This window comes from Halospina denitrificans (genome assembly GCF_004364635.1).
GTDB classification, from domain to species: domain Bacteria; phylum Pseudomonadota; class Gammaproteobacteria; order Pseudomonadales; family Oleiphilaceae; genus Halospina; species Halospina denitrificans.
Map to the genome: position 1 here is coordinate 49,607 of NZ_SOAX01000004.1, position 24,016 is coordinate 73,622.

Genomic DNA, 24,016 nt, shown 5'->3' on the forward strand with positions numbered 1-24,016 from the left:
TGTGACATGCAGATTCTGATCATCGGCGGCGGTGGCCGCGAGCACGCACTGGCCTGGAAGGCGGCTCAGTCAAAGGATGTGGACACCGTCTACGTGGCTCCTGGCAATGCCGGCACGGCACGGGAACCCGGCGTCGAGAATCTGGATCTGGGCGCCGAGGATATTGATGGACTGGTGCGCTTCGCAGCGGACAAGCGCATTGACCTGACGATTGTTGGGCCGGAAGCGCCCCTGGTGGCCGGGATTACCAACCGGTTCCGGGAAAAGGACCTGCCCGTCTTTGGCCCGGACCAGGCCGCTGCCCAGCTTGAGGGCTCCAAGACCTTTGCCAAGGATTTCCTGGCACGCCACAGCATCCCTACCGCCGACTACCGGAGCTTCACGGAGACGGAAGCTGCTCTTGAGTACGTGCGTGAAAAAGGCGCTCCCATCGTGGTCAAGGCCGATGGCCTGGCCGCCGGCAAGGGTGTAGTTGTGGCCGAGACGCTGGCGAAAGCCGAGGACGCGGTCCGCAACATGCTCTATGGCAACCTCTTCGGGAACGCGGGCCACAGCGTGGTCATCGAGGAATGCCTCCAGGGCGAGGAAGCCAGCTTTATTGCCATGGTGGATGGCAGCAACATCCTGCCGCTGGCCAGCAGCCAGGACCACAAGCGCGCCGGCGACGGCGACACCGGCAGCAATACCGGCGGCATGGGCGCCTACTCCCCGGCGCCGGTGGTCACCCCTGAGGTGCACGAGCGCATCATGCGGGAGGTCATTGAGCCCACCGTCGAAGGCATGGCCGACGAGGGCCACCCCTACACCGGCTTCCTCTACGCAGGATTGATGATCACCCCCAACGGCAGCCCCAAAGTCATCGAATACAACTGCCGTCTGGGTGACCCGGAAACCCAGCCCATCCTGATGCGTCTCCAGTCGGACCTGGTGCAGCTCTGCCTGGCCGCCACCGAGGGGCAACTTGATCAGCAGGACTCACAGTGGGACGACCGCGCCGCGCTCGGCGTAGTCATGGCGGCCGGCGGCTATCCGGACAAGTACCGCAAGGGCGACGTCATCCAGGGGCTCGAAGGCCTGGACTCGGACGCCTGCAAGATCTTCCACGCCGGAACCAGCGAACAGGAGGGCGAGATCGTCACCAGCGGCGGCCGCGTGCTCTGCGCCACGGCACTGGGTAACACGGTTGCGGAAGCCCAGGCCAGCGCCTACAGGGCCGTTAAGGCGATCCATTGGGACAACGCCTATTACCGTAGCGATATCGGGTTTCGGGCCATCGCACGAGAGCAGGACTGAGCGGCCGACACCGCTCAGCCTCCTTTCGGCCTTCGCGCATCCAGTGGTCTGTAACCGCGCCGCTGCCGAATCCAGTTAATCGATCGAAACACCGCCCCCCGCGAAATCACCCATCGCTCAAGTCGGTACTTGCCTGGAAAGTTCAGCAGCGTCAGGGACACGAACATGGTGATCAATCCCTGGCCTGGCAGCACCAGCATGGCAATACCGGCAAGCAGCAGAACAATGCCGAGCAGGTTCTTGAGAACCAGAAGCAGGGTTCCCACCGCCGTGCCGAAACGATACACAAGCGTGGTTTGCCGTTCAGGATGCGAGAAATAGTCGGACGGAATCCGGATTACCACGATGGGAACCGCAATCAGGGTTCCCACAAAGGTCACCACGGAAACGCCACCAAGCCACCAGAGTACGGTGTCGTTGGCCTGGAACCACTCGATCAGGAACGTCATGGCAGACGCGACCTCTGCGAAGAATACCGGGCCAGTCTAAACCATATGGATTATCGTGAAACCAAGATACAATCCCACCGCAGAGCGCTCTTCCAACTCGCCAGGGATAACGGCAAATCATGCAGGAACACGGATCAACCCTCTCCATGAGGGTTTACATCGACGACACCCATCACGATCATCAAGCTGAAGAGATCATCGAGTACCGCTGGGACCGCATAATCGGTGCAATGCTGGCTCTGGTGCTGCTCCTGGCCGGTACTGTCGGCGGCTGGTACCTGATGAGGCCTTCTCCCACACCAGCGCCGCTGTTCACCCCCGTGCCGGTAATCGTACCTGTCGATCGGCCAGAGCCCGAAAAAGCGGCCGAGGCGGCCCCGCCAACGGTGGTGGCCCTTGAAGAGAGCCCCGGCCACACCGGTGACGACAGCAAGCCAGCTTCCAAAGGAGTGCAGTCACAGCCTTCGATTGTTGGCGCCACACTCTCGCGGGTACAGATCCTCTCGGAAGCGCTGGTGCGGGCCCGATTGACCCGCGATGTTGTTAACCGGGAACCCGTGGGCACGGCCTCGGCACTCATTCCCATGAATGCCGGGGGATTGATCCGGGTTTACCTGTTCACTGAAATGGACGGCCTGAAGGGACAGACCATCCACCACGACTGGTACCTGAACGACCAGCGCATGGCACGGGTCACGATGCGCCCCCAGGGCGAACGCATCGCCGCCTCGTCCAGCAAATACATCGATCAGAACATGCGCGGCGCTTGGCGGGTCGAGGTCACCACGGAGCAAGGCGAACCGCTGGCACGGAGTGAGTTTGAGGTTCGTTGAAACGCCTCGAAGCTACTCCGTTGTCGCTTCGACAATGCCCGGTTCGGTGACGACAGGTCTGCCATCCGCCTTACGCTCGCTGTAGCGATCCACCAGGTACCCGGAACGATCCCGCAGCAGCAGCGTAAACTTCACCAGCTCTTCCATCACGTCCACCACCCGGTCATACAGCGGCGATGGCAGCATACGCCCCGCCTCGTCAAACTCCTGGTAAGCCTTGGGCACAGAGGACTGGTTCGGGATGGTGATCATGCGCATCCAGCGCCCGAGAATACGCAGGTTGTTCACGGCGTTGAAGGACTGGGACCCTCCGGAGACCTGCATTACAGCCAGTGTCCGCCCCTGGGTCGGCCGAATGCCGGCAACCGCCAGCGGCAACCAGTCAATCTGCGTCTTCATGATCCCCGTCATGTTGCCGTGACGTTCCGGGCTGACCCAGACGTGCGCTTCGGACCACTGGGAGAGTTCGCGCAACTCCTGCACCTTCGGATGATCAGCCTCGGCATCGTCCGGGAGCGGCAGCCCCGAGGGATTGAACATACGGGTCTCGGCACCAAACTCGTGCAGCAGCCGCTGCGCCTCCTCGGCCAGCAAACGGCTGTAGGAGCGCTCGCGCAGCGAACCATAGAGCAGCAACACCCTTGGCGGATGGGAACTGCCGCTGGCACCGAGTTTGTCCAGCGTGGGATGATCGAGGTAGTTCCGATCAACGTTGTGAAGTGTTCGATCAGGCATTTGTCTCCCCTGGAAAGTATTGCCGCGTGTGGTTCGCGATCTTCACCAGCCCCAGCATCAGCGGCACTTCCACCAGCACGCCGACCACCGTCGCCAGGGCCGCACCGGACTGGATTCCGAACAGGGCGATAGCTGCGGCCACCGCAAGCTCAAAGAAATTGCTCGCCCCGATCATGGCGCCCGGCGCCGCCACACTGTGCGGCACCCGCCAGGCCATGGCCCAGCCGTAGGCAACGGCGAAGATCAGGAAGGTCTGGAGGATCAGCGGCACAGCGATCAGCACAATGTGCAGCGGATTCTGCAGGATGACCTCACCCTGGAAGGCAAACAGCAACACCAGGGTCAGAATCAGCCCGATGGGCGTGACCGGCGCGAGACGCTTCATGAAGACATTGTCGAAGTAGGCGTTACCGTATCTGGCAATGACCCACCGACGTGTGGCATAACCCGCCGCCAGCGGAATCACGATATAGAGAATCACCGATAGTGCGATCGTCTGCCAGGGAACAATCATGTCCGACAGCCCGAGCAGGAACATCACAATGGGCGCGAACGCGAACAGCATGATGATGTCGTTGAGCGACACCTGCACCAGCGTGTAGGCAGCATCGCCCCGGGTCAGGTAACTCCAGACAAAGACCATGGCAGTACAGGGCGCAGCCCCCAGCAGAATCGCGCCGGCCAGGTACTGACGCGCCAGGCCGGCCTCGATGAGGGGCTCAAAGACCACCAGCAGGAAAAACCACGCAATCACGAACATGGTGAACGGCTTGATCAGCCAGTTGACCGTGGTGGTGATGACCAATCCCCTGGGCTGGCGCCGCACACCGGCAATAGCGGCGAAGTCGATCTGTACCATCATGGGAAAGATCATGGCCCAGATCAGCACCGCCACCGGAATCGAGACCTGCGCGTATTCGAAGCGCGACAGCACATCCGGCACCACCGGCAACCATTGCCCCATGGCAATACCAATCACGATCGCCAGCGCCACCCAGACCGACAGGTAGCGCTCGAAAAGCCCCATACCCTCTCTGATATCCGGATCATCGGTCTTCTGTGTCACACCTCACCTCCATCAACTTCCTGCAGGAGTGTCTGCACACGCTGTTCAATATCATCACGCACCCTGCGGAACTCACTCATGACAGTTTCCTCATCGCCCCTGGCGCGCGCCGGGTCAGGCAGGCCCCAGTGAAGCTTACGCGTACCCGGCGGCAGTATGGGGCACGACTCGTCGGCATCCCCGCAGACCGTCACCACCAGGTCCGCCCACTGGAGTTGGACGTTGGTCAGCACGGTGGATTGCTGCTGGTAAATGTCCACACCCACCTCGTCCATCACCTTTATGGCACGAGGGTTCTGGCCGTGAGCCTCAAGTCCCGCCGAGTCCACCGCTACCCGATCACCCCCCAGATGACGCAGGAACCCCTCGGCCATCTGCGACCGGCAGGAGTTGCCCGTACAGAGAAAAAGTATGTTCATCAGACACCCTCGTTGCGTTGAAACGACTGATTTGTGGCCAGGGAGGGACGCTCGGGCATCGCCGCAAGCCGTTCAGTGAGCCCCTCCAGATCCCGCGAAGCCAGAACGGCTCTCAGCGTATCCCGGGCCCAGTCCGGCAAGTCTTCGCTCAGCCGGTAGTGCACCCACTGCCCCCGGCGTTCGTCCTGGACAATACCCTGATCCCTCAGCTGCCCCAGGTGCCGGGAAATACGCGGCTGGGACAGACCCAGCGCCTGCACCAGTTCACAGACGCAGAGCCGCCTTTCCTGCTCAAGCAACAGAAGGCTGTTAAGACGGGTTGTATCCGAAAGCGCGCGAAAGAACTGCTCAGGTGTCATTATATGCGCATATCCATATATATTGATTATTAATGATTACAGACAATGACCCGGGTTGCAATCAGGAAATATCGCCCATATCACGGATTCCAGTGTTGCCCATTGTTTATGTGCCTACTTATACTTGAAACAATTGGATTAATGTCATGATGCTGGGAGGCCGACATGGAACAAAGTACAAAAACACGGGAAACGGCGCGCACCGTGGCGCCTGAGCGCTTCACGCCGTACAGTCTGAAAGAGTCATTTCTGCAACCGAATACCACGCCACTTCCACCGGAACGATGGATGGCCGAAAAGTTCCTGGCCCTGTCTGGTCACCCGCCAATGGCGCTGGATCTATGGGGTGCGGAGCGCGTTGAACCCCGGGGGGACGTACAGGCCAAGTACACCCTGCATGTGGCGGACCGTTCGGCGCTCTATGAGCTGATAACCAACCCGAACCTCGCCTTCGGAGACCTCTACAGCGAAGGGCGACTGACCATGGACGGCCATCTCCCCGACGTGCTCACGGACCTGTATATCGCGCTTGACCGCTCCTACGAGCAGCTCCCGCTCTTCCTGCGCTTTATCTGGCGCAACCAGGCTCCGCGCTCCACCAGCCTGAAGGCCGCCAAGGACAACATCCACCACCATTACGACATGGGCAACGACTTCTATAAGCTCTGGCTGGACAAGGCGCAGATGCAGTACACCTGCGCCTACTACGAAGAGCCCGGCATCAGTCTGGAGCAGGCCCAGCTCGCCAAGCTGGAACTGGTCTGTCGCAAGCTTCAGCTGCAGCCGGGAGAGACCGTGGTCGAAGCCGGTTGCGGCTGGGGCGGCCTGGCCCGCTACATGGCCAGGCACTATGACGTGAACGTCAAGGCCTTCAACATTTCACGTGAACAGGTGGAGTTCGCCCGTGAAAAAGCACGGGAAGAGGGCATCGAGGACCGTGTCGAGTACGTGCTGGATGACTACCGCAACATCTCCGGCACCTATGACAAGTTTGTCTCCATAGGCATGCTCGAGCACGTTGGCACCGACCACTACCCGGAGCTGGCTGCAGTCATTCGCCGCCACATGAAACCGGAAGGCCTGGCACTGGTGCACTCCATCGGGCGCAACTACCCGATGCGCACCAATGCCTGGATCGAGAAGCGCATCTTCCCGGGCGCCTACCCGCCCAGCATCACGGAATTCGCCAGTGTGGCCGAAGCCGGCCCCTTCTCCGTGCTGGACGTGGAAAACCTGCGCCTGCACTACGCGGAGACACTCGAGGACTGGCTGAGCCGCTACGAGGAGAACGTCGCCACCGTCCGTGCCATGTACGGAGAGAACTTCGTGCGCGCCTGGCGCCTGTATCTGGCCGGTTCCATCGCCGGCTTCCGGGCCAGCTCACTGCAACTGTTCCAGATGGTACTGGCGCACCCGGAGAACAACCAGGTTCCACGCAACCGCAAGCACCTGTACACCAGCTCCAATGTGCCAGCGGAGGGCAGCTACTGATGGTGCAGCACTACGACGCGCTGATCGTCGGCGGCGGGCCCGCCGGCTCCACCATGGCCCGGACCCTGACCCAGAAGGGCTACCGGACCCTGGTGGTGGACAAGCAGACCTTTCCCCGGGACAAGACCTGTGCCGGCTGGGTCACGCCCGCCGTACTCGATGTACTGGATATCGACCCCCAGGATTACGCCCGCAACAACGTCATGCAGCCCATTCACCGTTTCCGCATCGGGATGATGGGCCAGGACGCGGTGGAGAATGACCACGGCAGCGAACCGGTCAGCTACGGCATCCGACGCTGCGAATTCGACCATTACCTGCTCGAACGCAGCGGCAGTGAACGCGCTGAAGGCGTCAAGTTCAAGAGCCTGGAGCGCACGGAAGAGGGGGAATGGTGCCTCAACGGTGAGTACCAGGCACCGCTTGTGATCGGCGCGGGCGGCCACTTCTGCCCGGTTGCCTCGTTTATCGGTGAGGGGCCCGGGAGCCACGAGACAGCAGTGACTGCCAAGGAAGTGGAATTCGAGATGACGCCGGAGCAGAGCGAACGCTGCCAGGTGCGCGGGGATACTCCCGAGCTCTGGTTCTGCCGCGATCTCCAGGGCTACGCCTGGGTCTTCCGCAAGGGCAACTACCTGAACATCGGCCTGGGTCGCGAGGACCCGGACAACCTCAAGAACCACCTGCAGGACTTCGTTCAGGGGATGCAGGCGGAAGGCAGGATTCCGGAGGAGCTGCCCAGCAAGTTCAAAGGCCATGCCTATCTGCTCTACGATCACGCGGAGCGCCCGCTGATCGACGATGGCATTCTGTTGATCGGCGATGCCGCAGGCCTGGCCTATACCCAGAGTGGCGAAGGCATCCGCCCCGCCATCGAATCCGCCATCATGGCCGCCGAAGTGATCGAGTCCACCAGCGACTACAGCGCGGCAGCACTACAACCCTACGCGGACCGGCTGCGGGAACGCTTCGGCCAGAAAGAGGTGGAAAAACAGGGCGGACTGGCCATTCCCGAGTGGGCCAAGATGCGCGTCGCCGCGCCGTTGATGAAAACCCACTGGTTCACCAAACGGGTTGTGACCGAACGCTGGTTCCTGCATGAGCACGTGCCCACGCTGGAAACCGCATCCTGAATGCGCGCTGCGATCACGCCCTATGTGGCCAGAGCCATTTCCAGCCCCCTGACACGCCGGGTGCGCCGGGGGCTGAAAGCCCGCAAGGCGCGTTCGAACGCCACTGAACGCCAGGTGGATGTCTACCTGAATCCACGCGACCCCCACGGCTATCTCCTGCTCCAGGTCCTGCCCTCACTGGGGGAACGTTTTGGCCTGACATTCCGCTACCACACCGTCACCACACTGCAGGACGACATGTTCCCGGAACAGGCGCTCTGGCAGTCCTGGGCCATTGCCGATGCCCGCGACCTGGCCCGGCTGTACCGGCTGGATTTTCCGGAGAACGATCCCGCCCTTCCGGAAGCCGCCGTCCACGATGCGGCCTGCCGGATGGCATTGGCCGAGGATCAGGCAGACTTCGCGGACCAGGCCCTGGAGATACTCCGAAGCCTGTGGCATGGCGAGATCCCCGCTAATGATTCCACGCCCCCGGAACCCGAAGCCGCACAGCAGCGCATCGCCCAGAACGAAGAGCGCCTGCACGAAGCCGGCCACTACCTGGGCGCCATGCTGCATTACGAAGGCGAATGGTACTGGGGGCTGGACCGGCTTGATCACCTGGAGCGGCGCCTGATCCAGAAGGGCTATGGGAAGCACCCCAATGAGGCCGCCCGCTTCGTGCGCACCTGGGCGGACCTTTGCCGCAAACCCAAACCGGCGGAGCCCATCACCACGCCCCTGGAAATCTTCTTCTCCATGCGCAGCCCCTACTCCTACCTGGGGCTGGAACGGGCCAGGCAGCTGGCGGACTATTTCGAGTGCCCACTGCACATCCGCCCCGTACTCCCGATGGTGATGCGCGGCCAGGCCGTCCCGCCCGCAAAGAAGTGGTACATTTTCAAGGACACCAAGCGCGAGGCTGAAAAGCTCGGTATTCCCTATGGCTTTGTCGCCGACCCGCTCGGCGCCGGTGTGGAGCGCTGCTACGCCATCTTCCCCTACGCCCGCGAACAGGGACTGGCCACGAACTGGATGCACACCTTTGCCCGAGCGGTGAATGCCCGGGGCATCCGCTCCGAGACCGACCGCGGCCTGCGACGGATCGTTGAGGACACCGGCCTGGACTGGGAAAAAGCGCGCAAGTGCCTGGACGACGAGAGCTGGCGGGAGGAAGTTGAGACGAATCGCCAGGAACTCTACAGGCTGGGCCTCTGGGGTGTACCCGGCTTCCGCTTCGGCGACGTTACCGCCTGGGGCCAGGACCGGCTCTGGCTGATCCAGGAAGCGATGCGTGGGGATCGAGCCTGAACGTGCTATAACAATCCCATGTCCCTTTCAGAACTTGAACCCCTGCCCATTGACGTCCTCAGGCTCCCGAACACCGAGGGCCTGGTCGGCATCAGCTACTGCCCGGGGCGATGGCAGCCTGGATTCAGCCTTTTCAGGAGTCAGCGCCACCTGGGGCAGGACCTGGCAACGATTCGCCAATGGGGTGCCCTGACGGTCGTCACGCTCCTGCAGGAGTCGGAATTCAAGCGCCTGGGCGTTCCCAGTCTGGGTGAGGCCATACGGGCGGAGGGCCTGCAGTGGTTCCATGCCCCCATCCGGGATTTCAGCGCCCCGAGCAGTGCCTTTGAACTCGCCTGGAGCGAGGCGGGCCCCGTGGTCCGACAGCAACTCAGGAAGGGCCAGCGCGTTTTCATCCATTGCCGGGCTGGCCTGGGGCGCAGCGGGACCCTCGCGGCACGGCTCCGGGTAGAATTCGGGGACTCACCGGATACCGCCATGGCTGCGGTTCGACAGGCTCGCCCGGGAACCGTTGAGAATGCCGAACAACGCGATTACATCCTGAACCTGGACGACCACCAGGGAATCGCCTGGAACGAGACCGGACCAGACAACGGCCTCTAACCACTCTGCTCGCTCGACGCCAACAGTTCTGCCCGCATACGTGGCAGACAGGCCGGATACTCGCGCTGCATAAAGTGCACCAGCCCCTCACGCACGGCACACCGCAGGTCCCAGAGCTTACTCGAGTCCGCCGCACTCATCAGGAAGCGGACCTGCATCGCGCTCTCTCCAGCTTCAAGCACCTGCACGGTCTGTGTTTTCCGGTCCCATTCGCGGGACTCCTCCAGGAGTCGCGCAAATTCCTCGCGCAGGGGGTCAATCGGCATGGCGTAATCGACCCAGAGAGCAACAGCCCCCATCAGATCCGCCGTGTGGCGGGTCCAGTTCTCAAAAGGGTTTTCGATGAACCACTGCAGAGGCATCACGATGCGCCGCAGGTCCCACACCCGCACGACCACATAGGTCGCCGTCACCTCTTCCACCCAACACCACTCGCCTTCCACATACAGCACATCATCAATACGGAAGGGTTCCGTGAGCGCAATCTGCATCCCCGCCAGCAGGTTCTCAAGCACTGGCCGGGCGGCAAAACCCAGGATAATGCCGCCAATACCGGCGGAGGCAAGCAGACTCGCACCCAGTTGCTGGACGGGTTCGAAGGTCATCAGCGCTACCCCGAGACCCACGATGACCACCAGAACATTCAACCCTCGGACCAGGAAACGCGTCTGGGTTTCCACCTTGCGCGCCCGCCGCCACGCCCCTTCCTCAACCGGATTCAGGTGTACGATTGCATCCCCAAGGGCCGAGGTACAGCGGACCGCCGCCCAGGTTACGGAAAGGATCAGCAACAACGAGGAAGCATGGCGCATGGCCGGTAACAGGGGCAGATCCTGGGGAACTGCCTCCAGAACGGCATTCAGTGCCAGGAGACCGAGAAAGACACCCAGCGCAACGGACGCAGCATCCAGAAACAGGCGCGTGACCGCCGCGGACTCCATGAAGTGACGGGTTATTGCGAGGGCAAGCCGGTAACCAGCGAGAGTTCCCGCGACCGCAAGCAGAGCGGCCAGCCCGGGGAAAAGCCATGCCGACAGCCCGGCCTGGAGGGATTCCAGCATCACGCGTCCTTAACGTTTTCCCAAAGACGTAAATTAGCGCATCGGGGCAAGGCGTGGGAAGCGTGGAACTGACTGGGGTTTGTACTCAGGGCCCCGGACCGCCAGAATCAGACCACAGATGACAACCAGCACAAAGCGAGACCGTTCCATGACAACCCTGCAGATCGACATCGTCTCCGACATCGCCTGCCCCTGGTGCGCCATCGGGTACGCGCGCATGGAACAGGCCATGGCGCAACTGGATGGCGAACTGGATTTCACCATTGAGTGGCACCCCTTTGAGCTCAACCCCGACAAGGACGCCGACGGTGAACCCATACTCGATGCGCTGAGCCGCAAGTACGGGCGCAGCCCCGAAGAGATGGAGCAGGCCCAGAACGAGATGATGACCATCGCGAGCGGTTTGGGACTGAATTTTGAGCGCATGCAGGAACGCTGCACCCGCAACACTTTCAACGCCCACCGCCTGGTGATGTGGGCCGGGGAACAGGGCCGGCAGACGGACATGGAGAAGGCCTTCTTTGACGCCTACTTCGGCCATGCCGCGGATGTTTCCGATGATGAGGTGCTCCTGCGCTGCGTGGAGTCCATCGGCCTGGACACCACCGAGGCACGCCGGATCCTGGACGAGGGCGAATACGCTGAACGCGTCCTGAAGGAGGAGGCCCGCTACCAGCAGGGCGGCATCTCCGCCGTTCCCGCCTTCATCATCAATCAGCAGTACCTGATTTCCGGCGCCCAGGAACCGGACTACCTGGTGCAGACATTCCGGGACATCGCCGCAGGCACTGTCAGCTGATTACTCGCCCAGGAAGCTGCGGTACATCCACACCACCTTCTCCTGCTCGGTGATGTAGTCACTCATGAGTGAGACCACGGACGTTCATGTAGAACACCTGGTAGTTGGCGAGCAGCTCGTTGAGCCCGTCCGCCAGCTTTTGGGCCTGCTGTTCGTCCAGGCCAATAATATTTTCAGCCATGGTACGCTCCCTGTTTTATCGGATCTGGTTGGAGAGTATACGCGCGCCCTCTTCCGCAGGTTCAGGGAACCGCACTCCGTGCCCCTCTTTCAACCGCGCCATGCCGATGCGATACTTCTGGCAAAAGCAGCATCAGAGGCAGTGTCCATGAAACGAATCCAGCAATGCCTGATCCTCCTCGCGCTGGCCCTTGCGCCCCTGGCCATCAGCGCCGCCCCCGAAACCCACGTCTTCGAACTCCAGCACCGCAAGGCCACCTCAGTGCTGCCACAGCTCCAGAACCTCTATGGGCAGGAAGGCGTGAGCTTCTCCCCGGATGGCCAGAGCCTGACGGTTCGGGCCGAGGCGGAGCAGCTTGCGGAGATCAAGGAATTACTGAAGACGCTGGACGAACCGCCCTACCAGGTGCGGATGAAGGTGCGCCACAGGGACCTGGCCACCGGCTCAGAGAGCCGGGGAACGACCAGCCGGGTCTACAGCACCAAGGGCAACACCATGCGCTCCATTACCGTGCAGGACGGCCAGATGGCCCGGATTTCCTCCGGCAGGGTGACCCGAGTCCCGGTAGCAGCCCAGGGCAACGATAATCCGGCAGCCCTCCTCGAGGAAGTGGACCTGAGCAGCGGCTTCCTGGTGAAACCCTCCGTCATCAGCAGGAACCAGGTGGAACTGCAGATCGTTGCCATCCGTAACGAGCCTGTTGAGGGCATGAAGGATTATGAGACGGCGGGCGTGGTGACCATCCGGCGGGCCAATCCCGGTGAATGGGTTGAGCTGGGCCAGGAAAAGAGTTCGATGCAGCAGCGCGAGGGCAGCCGCGTCTACGCCACCAGCGGTGACGCCAACCGCGTCTGGGAGATCAACGTCGAGGTACTGAAACCACGCCGTTAAACACCGCTGTCACAGGGCATCCAGAAGCACTTCCTTCGCCTCGTTCACCTTGGCGGCCAGCGCATCACTGCCGCCGCGATCCGGATGCACCTTCTGGATCAGCCGCCGGTGCGCCTTCACGATCTCCTCGCGCCCGGCATCCGCGGCCACGTTGAGAATATCCCGGGCCTCCTCGAGGGTCATGCGTCCACTGGACGGCCGCTGCGACTGCCGCTGCTGACCACCTCCGGACTCCTGACTACCACCACCGGCACCGGGCCCCGCATCGCGAACACGCCGCCACAGCATCCAGAGCTGAAAAGCCCGCCAGCCCCGGTAGAAAAACGGCACCAGGGCCGCAAAGATGGCGCCGAGGATATGCAGCCGGCCGGTCACCACCAGCAGGGTACAGACCACCCCAAGAAGAAGGACCACGCCCCAGAAGGCGCCCTTGCGCTTTTCCGCCGCATCCATCCGGCCCCACTGGCGCAGCAGCAGGAAGAGGAGCGCGGCGATGGCAACACCGAAAATCAGGTGCATTGAGGACCCCAAACGTCTATGACGGCGTTATCATGACAAATTACACTGAAACACGCAGTATAATCGCCTCTCGCTCAACCAACACCATGGAACGCAATGACCGATCAGCTGCAAGCCATCACCGAGTTCGCCGTGGAAACCGCCCAACAGGCAGGGGAACTGATCATCCGGGAGCGCCGCCAGGGCGATCTGGAACACAGCTACAAGGACGCCATCGAGCTGGTCACCCAGGCCGACATCAAGGCGGACGAGTTCATCAGCGAACGCATCCGCGCGGCCTATCCGGAGCACCGCATCCTCTCGGAAGAATCCATGCCCGACCTGAGCCAGGCAGAGGAGCTGGAAACGCCACTGTGGATCGTGGACCCCATCGACGGCACCGTGAACTACGCCTACGGCCACAACCAGGTGGCGGTCTCCATTGCCTACGCGGAGCACGGCCGGGTACAGACCGGCGTCGTATACTGCCCCTTCCAGCGCGAGACCTTCCAGGCCAGCCGCGGTCAGGGCGCATTCGTGAACGGCACGGAGATCCAGGTCTCGGAGGCCACCAACCTGCGCCAGAGCCTGATCGCCACCGGCTTCCCCTACGGCAAGGACGAGATCCCCACGCTCATCCGGCGCCTGGAACGCGTCCTTACCAACTGCCGCGACATCCGCCGCATCGGCTCCGCGGCCGTGGACATCTGCTGGGTCGCCTGCGGCCGGCTGGATGGCTACTACGAAAGCGTCAGCCCCTGGGACTTCGCCGCCGCCCGCCTGATCGCCCTCGAAGCCGGTGCGCGCTGCGGGCATTTCTCACCCGTGCCCGAAGGCTACCCGGAGGATCTCTGGGGACAGGATATACTGATCAGTTCGCCCGGAATCTACGATCCGCTGAAAGAACTGCTGACCGGAACCACTACAGAGACAACCCCATGACCAACGCCATCCGCGCCCTGCTGCGCCTGGCGACCCTGTGGAACATCCCGATTGCGTCCAACGAGAGCACGGCGGATTTACTGGTTTCATCGCCGTGTTTTCAGGCGTATGAACGGCACGCTCCGGGATGGGAAAACGGCAACTAGACTGAGACCGTTTAGTATTCGTCCAAAACCTGCTCCTACGGAAACCCAGTAGCAGTTGGGACCAAGCCTATTGATAGTCCATGGGCTATCAACTAATATACGAAGCAACAAAACCCGCCAAGGCTATGCTCTTCGGAGCACCCTCAAACCGGCGGGTTACTTTTTTATAGGGCGCATGGATGCGATTTGATAAGCCCCCCAAGACCTACGACGAACAAATAGAGATTCTCCGGCGTCGTGGCATGATCATTCCCAACCCGGATCGTGCTTGCCATTACCTGCAACATATGAACTATTACCGCCTGACCGCCTATTGGCTTCCGTTTGAAGCCGACCATGCAAGTCACCGCTTCCAGCCTGGCACACGCTTCGAAGATGCCCTGAACCTCTATATTTTCGACCGGGAGTTAAGACTGCTAGAACCTCTGTGCCCACCATAGCCGCGTATGGAACCGCAGCATGACAGTCACCATGGAGTTGCCGCGCACCAAACCACCCGGCTTATCAGTTAATTTTAACCCGCGAGCAGACCGGAAGCTCTATAACACGCTTGTTATGACCGCGTACCTGATGGACATCGTCAGTCCAGGAAATCATTGGAAACAGCGCTTGCGAGCGCTGATTGAAGAGTATGAAGTTGACACCGCTCAAATGGGGTTTCCCGAAGATTTTAAGCAGCGGCCAATTTGGAAGAGCGCCTTGGAAAGCGAATAACTCGCAGCAAACTCTGAAGAGGAAGCGATGCCACACGCCCCGGGAATCCGGGCCATTGGCTCAAAGAAGGCCTATCAACTTTGCGCCTTCTCCAGAACCTTCATGACGTCACTGAAATCCTCCAACGAGTTCTCCCGATTATCAGCAAACCGCACCAACTCAAGTGGTGTGCGTCCCTGGCCATCCTTCAAGGTTGGATCAGCACCAAACTCGAGCAAAAGTCGAACTCCCCGGGGATTATTGGACAACGCCGCCGCGTGCAACGCTGTGAACCGCGAGCCATCAACCTCACTGAAACTGTTAATATCCAGCCCATTGTCCATTAGATGCTTGAGCACCGGACGTGCTTCCTCTGGATCCAACACACCCACAACGTATTGCGCCCCCGCCTCCCGATTAAGCTGTTCAACATCCTGTTCATCGGGGTGAAAAACGTAGAGTGCCTGCTCTGCGCTCCAACGAAAAACCGGTGGAGTACCGTCATTCATATACACGGCAATGAGCTGAAAGGTTGATGTGGTTGCAAAATGGTACACGGTTAACCCACCAGCAGTTACCACAAGAAACGCCAGCGCAAACCCTATCCCCTTCAGAAGCTTCTTCATAACCGTCTCCTTCAGATCCAGGCGAGCACACTTGGCTCAATGTCACCAAAAGCAATACGTCACCAATCCCGCCCAGCCCCCTCATCACACTTCTTACAGTTCAGCTTCACCCCCAACCGCGACTCCCGCCCCTCGGGCGTAATCACCCAGGGCCGGTTGATCCAGGGCGGGTCGTGGCGCACGTGCTGGTTATGGCCGCAGGCCAGGCGGGCCACCCAGTGGTCTTCCTCGTCTTTGTGGAAACCAACAATCGGCTGTTCCATGACTCCCCTTTTCTCCAAATCGTGATCCCCGGAAGGTCGCGGTTTATTTTCACTCTGTATTGTTTTGTATTGTTGTGTGCGCAACGGCATACAGGCTCGCTGGCCTTGCTACGCTCTTTAACGTGCATGGCATAACCAGCCGTTGGCAAGAGCAAGCGATGACCGAGCCGGACCAGATTGAACTCCTCCAGAACGTGCCCATTTTCGGTGGCATGAAGCGGGATACGCTCGCCTTTCTGCTGGATACGGGCTCACGGGTGGCATTCAGCCAGGGAAGCTACCTGTGCCAGCAGGGTGCCCCGGCGGATGAGTTCTATGTGCTGCAATCCGGCCGCGTGGCCATCCTCAAGCGCTGGGAGGGACAGGACTACCTGCTGAGGCGCCTCGAGACGGGGGACTGCCTGGGGGAAATGGCCCTGATCGATTACTTCCCGCGCTCGGCCTCGGCGGTGGCCGAGACCGACTGCTCCGTGCTCTGTTTCTCGTCAAAGACCCTGATGGGCCTCTATGAGCGGGACCTGGAGCAGTTCGCGCTCATCCAGATGAACCTGGCGCGGGAGTTGAGCCGGCGCCTTCGCCACGCCAGTGACCTGCTCTTTGAAACCCGTACCCGCGCCGAGGTCAGCGACGACCGGATTCTCTACTCCGTTCCGCCTTCCTGACCCGCATGGCCGTCGATATCTCGTCCGCGAAGTAGGCGCCAAAGGCGCGCATGAGGCCCAGGTTCAGGTTCGGTGCCTCGCCATCGGCCAGATGGAAAATCTGCTGGTAGTACCAGGCCTGGCCACCGATCACATTGATGACCTTCAGCGGCATAAGTGGACTTGCCGGTGAAAACAGGCCGCGCCTGGCCAGCCGCAGGTCCCGCTCGTAGCTGACCGTTTTCTCGATGGTGCCGTCCATGAGGGCCCTGGGCGTTTCCGGGTTGGTGCACAGGGGGCGTCCGAGCCCGATCACGTCCGTATTGCCGCCCGCCAGCGCCTCTTCCATCACCGTGCGTGTACGGAAGCCGCCCGTTACCATCAATGGAAAATCGCACACCTTACGGATCGCCTCGGCGTAATCCAGGAAGTAGGCTTCACGCGCTTTGGTGCTTTCGCGCACTGCGGGCCGATCATCTTTGGCGGTGCTCGCATCCCCGCTGTGGCCGAGCAGCCGGGGCTGCTCGTAGGTGCCGCCGGAGATTTCCAGCAGGTCGATGTTCTCGTCGTTCAGCCATCTCACCACCTTCAGGCATTCCTCGTGGCTGAACCCGCCCTTGCGGAAATCGTCGGAGTTGAGCTTCACCGCCACGGGGAAGTCCGGCCCCACGGTGGCACGAACGGCGCGGACAGTCTCCAGCAGCAGCCGGGCACGGTTCTCCAGGGAGCCGCCCCAGCGGTCGTTGCGCTGGTTGGTCACCGGCGAGAGAAAGGATGAAAGGAGGTAGCCGTGGGCGGAATGAACCTGTACGCCCGTGAAGCCGGCGTCTCTCGCGATACGCGCCACGTTGGCGAAGCGCTGGATGATGTCCAGGATTTCCGGCTCTTCCAGGGCGCGTGGTCTGGCGTAGTTGCCCATCAGCTCCAGTTGCACCGCCGAGGGGCCGACCGGCTTGTTGGTGACGTACCGTGGTGACTGCCGGCCCGCATGGGAAATCTGCATCCAGAGGTGGTTGCCGTTGCGGGTGCCCGCCGCGGCCCAGGCGCAGAGTTGGTCCATGCCTTCCGGGTCACCCTCGGCGGGTGCCGGATCGATGGCCACATTGCCAGGGCGCTCGAGAACATGGCGATCCACCATGACGTTGCCGGTAATCAGGAGTCCCGCCCCGCCGTCGGACCAGGTCCCATAGAGTCGTTCATGGCATTCCGTGGCATGCAGGTACTCATCCGCCAGTCCTTCGGTCATGGCGGCCTTGGCGATGCGGTTGGGCAGGGTTGCGCCACAGGGCAGTTGGAGGGGTTGCGCCAGGGATGATGAAGGCATGTATTCGATTCTCCTTGTTGAATTGCCGGCTGAATTGGGACACCGCCGCTGAAAACTCGAAAGATACTTCGAGTATCACTCGCTTGAGAGCCGCTGAATGACGTCCTTATAGACCCGACTCTTATCCCTGCGTCCAATCGCGACGACTGAGACGACTATTTCGGACGCGCGTACTTCATAGACCAGACGGTAGCCGGCACTCCTGAGCTTGATCTTGTAGCAATCAGGCACCTGCCTGAGACGATCAGCCTCCACTCTGGGCTCTTCCAGCCTTTCCCGGAGCTTCTTCCTGAACTGTTCCCGTACCGGTTTACTGAGCTTGTTCCACTCCTTCAACGCTTTCTGCCGGAATCGAAGCTCATAGCTCATCAAGGCTCACCACGACCTCTTCCTCTGACTGGCGCTCCTTCACAATCGCTGCAAGCTCCAGATCCTCGATATGGTCAAGCAGCGCCTCATAGGTCTCTGCGGAGAGGCAGTAGAACACAGGCCGGTTTCGGTTGAGTACGGCAACCGGAGCTCCATTTGCCTGCTCCATGACTCCCATGGGGTTTTTCTTCAGCTCGGAAATGCTTGTTGATGTATCGGAGAGAATAGGGGCCAGCTCACTCATCGCATGATCTCCAGGGTTTTTAGAGTGCTCTTAAAAGACTACCAAAAACCCCGGAACTGGTCACCAGAAGGTCAGAAAAAAGTCCCATCCAGCGGCGATGAGGCGCTGGCGTAGGCTTTCCTGGGCATGCGGCCGGCAATGTAGGCGTCGCGCCCGGCCTCGATGGCCTTTCTCATGGCGCGGGCCATGCGGACGGGGTCTTTTGCTTCCGCGATGGCGGTGTTCATGAGCACGCCGTCGCAGCCAAGCTCCATGGCGACGCTGGCATCCGAGGCCGTGCCCACGCCAGCGTCCACCAGTACAGGCACACTGGCGTTCTCCACGATGGTGCGGATGTTGTAGCGGTTCTGAATGCCCAGGCCGGAGCCGATGGGTGCGCCCAGTGGCATGACGGCAATGCAGCCCATCTCTTCCAGGCGACGGGCAATGAGCGGATCGTCGTTGGTATAGACCATCACCCGGAAGCCGTCATTGATCAGCGTCTCCGCCGCGCTCAGCGTCTCGGTCACATCCGGGTACAGCGTCTTCTCGTCCCCCAGAACCTCCAGCTTCACCAGGTTATGCCCATCAAGCAGCTCCCGCGCCAGCTTACAGGTCCGCACCGCATCCTTGGCGGTAAAACACCCCGCCGTATTCGGCAGCAGCGTGTACTTCTCCGGCGGCACAATCTCCAGCAGACTCGGCTCATCCGGATTCTGCCCCAGGTTGGTCCGGCGCACCGCCATGGTCACCATCTGGGCACCACTGGTCTCAATGGCGTCCTTCGCCTCCTCCCAGCTCCGGTACTTCCCGGTCCCCACCAACAGGCGGGATTCGTAGGTGGTGCCGTCAATAACCAGGGGACGGTCTTCGGGGGTCTCGTTTTCGCTCATCTGCGGTCTCTTTCAGACGGTGGCTCAGCCGCCACCAATGGCATGGACAATTTCAATACGGTCACCGGCCGCAAGCTGATGCTCAGCATGCTCACTGCGCGGCACAATATCCTCGTTCACTTCCACGGCAATACGACGCCCGGTCAGCTCCAGCTGCTCGATAAGCCCCTGGACACTGAGAGCGTCACTGACTTCCGTATTCTCGCCGTTCAATAAAATCTGCATAGTCACCCAGTCCGATCCACCCGGATGGCGGAATGGTTGTTGGGCGGGGAGGGTTTTCAGGGAAGCTCTGGAGCCATGGATGGCGGAAGAGCAGCCTACATGGACGTACTCGTGGCGGTTCCCTGAAAACCCTTCCCGCCCAACAACCTCCCGGAAACCATCAGGCGTCTTCTCTATAAAGAATGGGGGTTCACAAGCCCTGCTTCAAGAGCCCTGCCCCACCCGAATCCCGGCAAGCACAAGACACCCCCACCCCACCAGAAACGCAAGCCCACCTATTGGCGTAATCATCCCCAGCATCCGAACGCCTGAAAACACCAACGCATAGAGACTGCCACTGAACAGAACAATCCCGATCAGAAAGGCCCAGGCCCCCGGCCGCAACCAGTCGGCATCCGGAAGAACCGCCCCCAGCAGGGCCACGGCCAGCAACGCCAGTGCATGATACATCTGGTACTGCACCGCCGTTTGGTAAACCGTCAGATAATGGCTGGAAAGCTTGCCCTCCAGCGCATGAGCGCCAAAGGCACCCGCCGCCACGGCCAGCCCACCAAACAGGGCCGCTACGCCAAGCCAGAAACCAACCGGAAAACCAGTGTCAGTCGCAGGGTTCAACACGGGTCAGCTCCTTCGTATCCAGATTCATTGCGGTCAGGCTGCCGCCGTAGACACAGCCCGTATCCAGCCCGTAAACGCCGGGCGTGTTGGTCCAGCCCTCCAGCGAGGCCCAGTGGCCAAAAATCAGTTCGGTATTGTCGGGCCGCGGATACTGGAACCAGGGCACGAACCCTACAGGGCCTTCATTCGCCCCTTCCTTGCTGGCCAGCTCCAGGGTGCCGTCACTGGCCAGGAAACGCATCCGGGTGAAATAGTTGGTGATCACCCGCCAGCGATCAATGCCTTCCAGCCCCTCGGACCACCGCTCTGGCTCATTGCCATACATTTCCCGGAAGAATGCGGGTGCGCTGTTGCTCTGCAGCACCGACTCCAGCTCCCGGCTTCGATCCAGGGTTTGCGGCACACTCCAGATATGGGGAACGCCCGCATGCACCATCAGCACATCACGCTCACCGTCGTAGACCGCAAAGCTCTGCTGCAGCAGCCAGTCAACCAGCTGATGCCGATCCGGCGCCTGGAACAGCTCGTCCAGGGTATCCTTGCGCCGGGGTGAGTGGCCGCCCAGCACCATGGCCAGAAAGTGCATGTCATGGTTACCCAGGGTAACCAGGGCGTTATCACGGAGGGAGCGGACGAGGCGGAGGGATTCCAGGGACTGGGGGCCGCGATTGATGATATCGCCCACGAACCAGAGGCGATCACAATCCGGACGGAAACGGATGCGGTCCATCAGGGCCCGGAGGCTGTCATAGCAGCCGTGGATGTCACCAATGGCGTAGTCACTCATTCACTACTCCCATTCTATTCCTGTTCGTGAAGATCGTTCGCGAGCATGACATAGTCAGCCAGGGTGAGGTTCTGGGGGCGCAGCCCTGGGTTCACGCCCAGCCGCTCCCAGTCCTCGTCGTTGAACAGCGGCGCCAGTGCCTTGCGCAGGGTCTTGCGGCGCGCGCTGAAGGCGGTGCGCACCACCTTGGCCAGCTTTTCCGTATCCGCCGCCGGATGGGGCAGCTCATCATGGGGCACCAGCCGCACGATGGCGGAATCCACCTTGGGCGCGGGCTTGAAGGCCCCCGGCCCCACCGTGAACAACGGCCGCACCCGGCAGTGGTACTGGGTCATGATCGCCAGCCGGCCCCAGTTGCTGTCGCCCGGCACCGCGGCCATGCGCTCCACCACTTCTTTCTGGAGCATGAAGTGCATGTCCCGCACCACATCGCGGAAGCCGAGCAGGTGGAAGATCAGGGGCGTGGCAATGTTGTAGGGCAGGTTTCCCACCACCCGCAGCGGACCACGCCCGGCGATGCTCGCATAGTCGAAACGCAGGGCATCGCCCTCATGGACGGTCAGTTCCGGATACCGGAAGAACTGGGTTCTCAGACCGGGAATCAGGTCCCGGTCCAGCTCGATCATCTGCAGGGCGGGGCAGGCTTCGAGGAGGGGTTCGCTGAGCGCGCCCATGCCGGGGCCGATCTCCACCAGGTTGTCCTCGGGCATGGGGTTAATAGCCCCCACGATGCGGTCAATAACCCCGGCATCGTGGAGAAAGTTCTGGCCGAAGCGCTTGCGGGCCTGGTGGCCTCCCGCCGAGGGCCGGCTCATGCACGCTCCCGGCGCTTGCCGTCACGCTGGCGGACCATGAAGGCGGCGGTAGCCAGCGCTTCCCGCAGGCTGCCCCCGTCCGCCTGGCCGGTGCCCGCCAGGTCCAGGGCCGTGCCATGGTCAACGGAGGTGCGGATGATGGGGAGTCCAAGGCTGATGTTCACGGCGCGGCCAAAGCCCTTGTGCTTGAGCACCGGCAGACCCTGATCGTGGTACATGGCCAGCACGGCATCCGCCTCCTCCAGGTTGTAGGGGGTGAAGAGGGTATCCGCCGGCAGGGGGCCGACAAGATCCACGCCTTCCTTGCTCATGGACTCGATCACGGGTTCGATGACGTCGATCTCTTCGCGTCCCAGATGCCCGCCTTCTCCCGCATGGGGATTGAGGCCCGCAACCATGATGCGTGGCTGCCTGATACCGAAATGATGCTTGAGATCCTTATCCAGGATCCGGATCACCTTGCTGAGGCTGTCGCCGGTAATGGCGTCGGGCACGTCACGCAGGGGAATATGGGTGGTCGCCAGCGCCACCCGCAGCCCTTCGGTGGCCAGCATCATGACAACGCCCCCGGCGCCGCATTTCTCCTGCAGGAACTCCGTATGGCCACTGAAGACAATGCCCGCCTGATTGATGATGCCCTTGTGCACGGGTGCGGTGACCATCGCCTGGGCAATATTGAGCTGGCAGGCCTCCACCGCGGCTTCCAGGGTCTTGAGCACATAGGTGGCGTTGGCGCTGTTAAGCACCCCCGGCCGACACTTCTCAACCCGGGCCACCGACCAGACCGAGAGCGTGCCACCAGCCCGTGAAATCGGCTGGTCCGGGACCCACTCCTCGATGGTGATATCCAGCTCAAGAAGTTCCGCCCGCTTACGCAGCATCTCGGCATCGGCCACAACAACAACATCGTGGTCCCGGTCCGATAACGCCCACTCAAGGCAGATATCCGGGCCAATCCCTGCCGGCTCACCGGCAGTCAGCATAATGCGAACAGTTTCCGTCACAGCACAGGCTCCATACCACTGACCACTGTCTTCACTTCCACATACGCTTCTTCACGGATCTGGTTCAACCAGTTCTGCAGCTCCAGCTCAAACCGACGCTGCTGCAGGGCCTGACGGGCCTGACGGCGCTGCACCTGGTCTCCAATCTCCGCGGTGCGCTCCTCTTCAACCTCGAGGATGTGCCAGCCAAAGCGTGAGCGGAAGGGATCACTCTGCCGCCCGACTTCGGTGGCATTCATGGTTTCCTCAAAGGCGGGCACCATCTCTCCCGGATTGATCCAACCAAGGTCACCGCCCTCGGAGGCGGTGCCGGGGTCATCGGAGTACTCGCGAGCCAGGGCGGTGAAGGAGGCGCCCTTGTCCAGCTGCTCCGCCAGGTCCTGCGCCAGTGATTGCGCCTCCTCACTGGAGCGATTCTCGGTACTGATCAGGATATGACGCACCCGATGCTGCTCGACCTCATTACCGGAGCCTTCATCACCACGACGATCCAGGGGCGTAACAATATGGAAACCACTGCCACTGCGCAGGACATCCGATGCCTCGCCAACCTCAAGCTCGGGGATCTCGCCCGCCGCGAGTGACGGCAGTTCCTGCTCGGTGCGCCAGCCAAGCTCACCGCCCTCGAGGGCATTGCGTCCATCGGACTGTGCTACCGCGACTTCCCGGAAATCCGCGCCATTATCCAGGCGCTGACGGATGTCCCGCGCCCTGCTGCGGGCGGCGTCCACTTCTTCCTCGTCACTGAAGTTGTTGACGGAGATCAGGATATGCCCGAGCAGGTACTCGATACCCGAATTCTCACGGGCCTGGGACGACTCCAGAAAGTTCTCCACTTCACGCTCCGTAATGCGGATACGCCGGCCAACCAGCTGTTGCTGGATGCGGCTGATCAGCATTTCCCGGCGAATCTGTTCGCGCGCCTGCTGAAAACTAAGGCCCTCACTCGCCAGCGCCTGCTCGAAGGCATCGAGGGAGGAGAACCCGTTGTTTGAGGCGACGTCCTGCATGGCCCTGTTGAGTTCGTTATCGCCGATGCGCATCCCCATCTGGCGGGCCCGCTGGATCTGGATACGCTCCAGGATCAGCTGATCCAGGACCCGTTTGCGCAGGACCTCATCCGGGGGAAGACGGGTCCCCTGTGCTCTCAGACGCGACTCGATCTGCTGCACCCGGGACTGCAGCTCCGACTGCAGCACCACGCCTTCATCAACCACCGCGACAACCCGGTCGAGAGACTGTCTTTCCGCAATGGCCATCGGAGCCAGAAGGAGCAGCATCAATGCCCCGAGAAGGTATCGAAGGGGCCTGGTGCCATTGAGTCCTGTCATTATTACCTCTGTGTG

32 protein-coding genes and 1 pseudogene are annotated in these 24,016 nt (G+C 61.4%); 13 read left to right on the forward strand and 20 right to left on the reverse strand.

The features are described 5' to 3' along the window. The first annotated feature begins 6 nt into the window (after positions 1–6). Positions 7–1,293 carry a phosphoribosylamine--glycine ligase gene (gene purD / locus DES49_RS09675; RefSeq protein WP_133736216.1) on the forward strand — a complete coding sequence of 429 codons (1,287 nt, stop codon included), beginning with the start codon at positions 7–9 and terminating at the stop codon, positions 1,291–1,293. A 14-nt stretch (positions 1,294–1,307) separates the two neighbouring features. Here the strand turns inward: purD and DES49_RS09680 are convergent, their stop codons facing one another. Then, positions 1,308–1,742, reverse strand: a complete 435-nt coding sequence (locus tag DES49_RS09680) for a PGPGW domain-containing protein (RefSeq protein ID WP_133736217.1) — start codon at positions 1,740–1,742, stop codon at positions 1,308–1,310. Between the two features lie 119 nt (positions 1,743–1,861). Here DES49_RS09680 and DES49_RS09685 point away from each other — a divergent pair, with 119 nt between their 5' ends. Further along, positions 1,862–2,575, forward strand: coding sequence for a DUF2914 domain-containing protein (locus DES49_RS09685; RefSeq protein ID WP_133736218.1), 714 nt, complete (start codon positions 1,862–1,864; stop codon positions 2,573–2,575). Positions 2,576–2,587: 12 nt separating this feature from the next. On the opposite strand, the gene arsH is transcribed toward DES49_RS09685, so the two are convergent. Genes arsH through DES49_RS09705 form a run of 4 tightly spaced genes read right to left on the reverse strand, consistent with a single transcriptional unit; the run spans position 2,588 to position 5,154 of the window. Continuing rightward, entirely contained in the window at positions 2,588–3,310 is a 723-nt protein-coding gene (arsH, locus tag DES49_RS09690; RefSeq protein ID WP_133736219.1) for an arsenical resistance protein ArsH, read from the reverse strand. Next, positions 3,303–4,337 (reverse strand): ACR3 family arsenite efflux transporter, encoded by a 1,035-nt coding sequence (arsB, locus tag DES49_RS09695; RefSeq protein ID WP_133736425.1) that lies wholly within the window; start codon positions 4,335–4,337, stop codon positions 3,303–3,305. The genes arsH and arsB overlap by 8 nt, the downstream gene beginning before the upstream one ends. Positions 4,338–4,372: 35 nt before the next feature. Next, positions 4,373–4,795 carry an arsenate reductase (thioredoxin) gene (gene arsC, locus DES49_RS09700; RefSeq protein ID WP_133736220.1) on the reverse strand — a complete coding sequence of 141 codons (423 nt, stop codon included), beginning with the start codon at positions 4,793–4,795 and terminating at the stop codon, positions 4,373–4,375. Continuing rightward, positions 4,795–5,154: a metalloregulator ArsR/SmtB family transcription factor gene (locus DES49_RS09705; protein ID WP_133736221.1), complete on the reverse strand. Its 360-nt coding sequence runs from the start codon at positions 5,152–5,154 to the stop codon at positions 4,795–4,797. The genes arsC and DES49_RS09705 overlap by 1 nt, the downstream gene beginning before the upstream one ends. Before the next feature lie 165 nt (positions 5,155–5,319). On the opposite strand from DES49_RS09705, the gene DES49_RS09710 reads away from it, so the two are divergent. Genes DES49_RS09710 through DES49_RS09725 form a run of 4 tightly spaced genes read left to right on the forward strand, consistent with a single transcriptional unit; the run spans position 5,320 to position 9,671 of the window. Beyond that, entirely contained in the window at positions 5,320–6,645 is a 1,326-nt protein-coding gene (locus DES49_RS09710; protein ID WP_133736222.1) for an SAM-dependent methyltransferase, read from the forward strand. Between the two features lie 2 nt (positions 6,646–6,647). After that, a complete protein-coding gene (locus DES49_RS09715; protein WP_133736426.1) occupies positions 6,648–7,778 on the forward strand; it encodes an NAD(P)/FAD-dependent oxidoreductase in 1,131 nt (376 codons plus the stop codon). Next, positions 7,779–9,068 (forward strand): DsbA family protein, encoded by a 1,290-nt coding sequence (locus DES49_RS09720; protein ID WP_133736223.1) that lies wholly within the window; start codon positions 7,779–7,781, stop codon positions 9,066–9,068. It begins immediately after the preceding gene. Positions 9,069–9,086: 18 nt separating this feature from the next. Beyond that, positions 9,087–9,671 (forward strand): cyclin-dependent kinase inhibitor 3 family protein, encoded by a 585-nt coding sequence (locus tag DES49_RS09725; protein ID WP_133736224.1) that lies wholly within the window; start codon positions 9,087–9,089, stop codon positions 9,669–9,671. On the opposite strand, the gene DES49_RS09730 is transcribed toward DES49_RS09725, so the two are convergent. After that, positions 9,668–10,732 (reverse strand): mechanosensitive ion channel family protein, encoded by a 1,065-nt coding sequence (locus tag DES49_RS09730; RefSeq protein ID WP_133736225.1) that lies wholly within the window; start codon positions 10,730–10,732, stop codon positions 9,668–9,670. The two genes, DES49_RS09725 and DES49_RS09730, sit on opposite strands and share 4 nt — an antisense overlap. A gap of 148 nt (positions 10,733–10,880) precedes the next feature. Between DES49_RS09730 and DES49_RS09735 the strand changes: the two genes are divergently transcribed. Then, positions 10,881–11,531, forward strand: a complete 651-nt coding sequence (locus tag DES49_RS09735; protein WP_133736226.1) for a DsbA family oxidoreductase — start codon at positions 10,881–10,883, stop codon at positions 11,529–11,531. Between the two features lie 73 nt (positions 11,532–11,604). On the opposite strand, the pseudogene DES49_RS15635 reads toward DES49_RS09735, so the two are convergent. Then, positions 11,605–11,712 (reverse strand): annotated as a pseudogene (locus DES49_RS15635) (DNA starvation/stationary phase protection protein); the annotation flags it as partial. Positions 11,713–11,859: 147 nt separating this feature from the next. Here DES49_RS15635 and DES49_RS09745 point away from each other — a divergent pair. Then, a complete protein-coding gene (locus tag DES49_RS09745; RefSeq protein WP_133736227.1) occupies positions 11,860–12,603 on the forward strand; it encodes a secretin N-terminal domain-containing protein in 744 nt (247 codons plus the stop codon). A 9-nt stretch (positions 12,604–12,612) separates the two neighbouring features. On the opposite strand, the gene DES49_RS09750 is transcribed toward DES49_RS09745, so the two are convergent. Further along, the gene (locus tag DES49_RS09750) at positions 12,613–13,122 is read right to left on the reverse strand and encodes a DnaJ domain-containing protein (RefSeq protein ID WP_133736228.1); all 510 of its coding nucleotides are present in this window, start codon (positions 13,120–13,122) and stop codon (positions 12,613–12,615) included. Positions 13,123–13,218: 96 nt separating this feature from the next. Here DES49_RS09750 and DES49_RS09755 point away from each other — a divergent pair, with 96 nt between their 5' ends. The 4 genes from DES49_RS09755 to DES49_RS15765 all read left to right on the forward strand — a co-directional run bounded on the left by DES49_RS09755 (position 13,219) and on the right by DES49_RS15765 (position 14,903). Next, positions 13,219–14,043, forward strand: a complete 825-nt coding sequence (locus DES49_RS09755) for an inositol monophosphatase family protein (RefSeq protein ID WP_133736229.1) — start codon at positions 13,219–13,221, stop codon at positions 14,041–14,043. Then, positions 14,040–14,189 (forward strand): hypothetical protein, encoded by a 150-nt coding sequence (locus DES49_RS09760; protein ID WP_243865005.1) that lies wholly within the window; start codon positions 14,040–14,042, stop codon positions 14,187–14,189. Before DES49_RS09755 ends, DES49_RS09760 begins: the two co-directional genes overlap by 4 nt. A gap of 179 nt (positions 14,190–14,368) precedes the next feature. Continuing rightward, positions 14,369–14,629, forward strand: coding sequence for an Abi family protein (locus DES49_RS15760; protein WP_341776803.1), 261 nt, complete (start codon positions 14,369–14,371; stop codon positions 14,627–14,629). Between the two features lie 19 nt (positions 14,630–14,648). After that, a complete protein-coding gene (locus tag DES49_RS15765; protein ID WP_341776804.1) occupies positions 14,649–14,903 on the forward strand; it encodes an Abi family protein in 255 nt (84 codons plus the stop codon). A gap of 74 nt (positions 14,904–14,977) precedes the next feature. Here DES49_RS15765 and DES49_RS09770 read toward each other — a convergent pair whose 3' ends face one another. Beyond that, positions 14,978–15,508 carry an ankyrin repeat domain-containing protein gene (locus tag DES49_RS09770; protein ID WP_133736230.1) on the reverse strand — a complete coding sequence of 177 codons (531 nt, stop codon included), beginning with the start codon at positions 15,506–15,508 and terminating at the stop codon, positions 14,978–14,980. Positions 15,509–15,567: 59 nt separating this feature from the next. Beyond that, positions 15,568–15,771, reverse strand: coding sequence for a DUF3565 domain-containing protein (locus DES49_RS09775; RefSeq protein WP_133736231.1), 204 nt, complete (start codon positions 15,769–15,771; stop codon positions 15,568–15,570). A 158-nt stretch (positions 15,772–15,929) separates the two neighbouring features. Between DES49_RS09775 and DES49_RS09780 the strand changes: the two genes are divergently transcribed. Then, complete coding sequence (locus DES49_RS09780) at positions 15,930–16,433, forward strand: Crp/Fnr family transcriptional regulator (protein WP_133736232.1); 504 nt, start codon at positions 15,930–15,932, stop codon at positions 16,431–16,433. Here DES49_RS09780 and DES49_RS09785 read toward each other — a convergent pair. From DES49_RS09785 to DES49_RS09830, 10 genes are all read right to left on the reverse strand, one after another. Continuing rightward, the gene (locus tag DES49_RS09785; RefSeq protein WP_133736233.1) at positions 16,393–17,736 is read right to left on the reverse strand and encodes an NADH:flavin oxidoreductase/NADH oxidase family protein; all 1,344 of its coding nucleotides are present in this window, start codon (positions 17,734–17,736) and stop codon (positions 16,393–16,395) included. The two genes, DES49_RS09780 and DES49_RS09785, sit on opposite strands and share 41 nt — an antisense overlap. Before the next feature lie 75 nt (positions 17,737–17,811). Continuing rightward, positions 17,812–18,105, reverse strand: a complete 294-nt coding sequence (locus DES49_RS09790; protein WP_133736234.1) for a type II toxin-antitoxin system RelE family toxin — start codon at positions 18,103–18,105, stop codon at positions 17,812–17,814. Next, positions 18,095–18,349, reverse strand: coding sequence for a type II toxin-antitoxin system Phd/YefM family antitoxin (locus tag DES49_RS09795; RefSeq protein ID WP_133736235.1), 255 nt, complete (start codon positions 18,347–18,349; stop codon positions 18,095–18,097). Before DES49_RS09795 ends, DES49_RS09790 begins: the two co-directional genes overlap by 11 nt. Before the next feature lie 71 nt (positions 18,350–18,420). Continuing rightward, positions 18,421–19,221, reverse strand: coding sequence for a thiazole synthase (locus DES49_RS09800; RefSeq protein WP_133736236.1), 801 nt, complete (start codon positions 19,219–19,221; stop codon positions 18,421–18,423). A gap of 24 nt (positions 19,222–19,245) precedes the next feature. Continuing rightward, complete coding sequence (gene thiS, locus DES49_RS09805; RefSeq protein WP_133736237.1) at positions 19,246–19,446, reverse strand: sulfur carrier protein ThiS; 201 nt, start codon at positions 19,444–19,446, stop codon at positions 19,246–19,248. 204 nt (positions 19,447–19,650) lie between these two features. Next, the gene (locus tag DES49_RS09810) at positions 19,651–20,061 is read right to left on the reverse strand and encodes a DUF423 domain-containing protein (RefSeq protein WP_208297032.1); all 411 of its coding nucleotides are present in this window, start codon (positions 20,059–20,061) and stop codon (positions 19,651–19,653) included. Continuing rightward, positions 20,045–20,851, reverse strand: a complete 807-nt coding sequence (locus tag DES49_RS09815; protein ID WP_133736238.1) for a symmetrical bis(5'-nucleosyl)-tetraphosphatase — start codon at positions 20,849–20,851, stop codon at positions 20,045–20,047. The genes DES49_RS09810 and DES49_RS09815 overlap by 17 nt, the downstream gene beginning before the upstream one ends. A 14-nt stretch (positions 20,852–20,865) precedes the next feature. After that, complete coding sequence (gene rsmA / locus DES49_RS09820; protein WP_133736239.1) at positions 20,866–21,666, reverse strand: 16S rRNA (adenine(1518)-N(6)/adenine(1519)-N(6))-dimethyltransferase RsmA; 801 nt, start codon at positions 21,664–21,666, stop codon at positions 20,866–20,868. Then, positions 21,663–22,670, reverse strand: coding sequence for a 4-hydroxythreonine-4-phosphate dehydrogenase PdxA (gene pdxA, locus DES49_RS09825; RefSeq protein WP_133736240.1), 1,008 nt, complete (start codon positions 22,668–22,670; stop codon positions 21,663–21,665). The genes rsmA and pdxA overlap by 4 nt, the downstream gene beginning before the upstream one ends. Then, complete coding sequence (locus DES49_RS09830) at positions 22,667–24,001, reverse strand: peptidylprolyl isomerase (protein WP_133736241.1); 1,335 nt, start codon at positions 23,999–24,001, stop codon at positions 22,667–22,669. Before DES49_RS09830 ends, pdxA begins: the two co-directional genes overlap by 4 nt. Between the last annotated feature and the right edge of the window lie 15 nt (positions 24,002–24,016).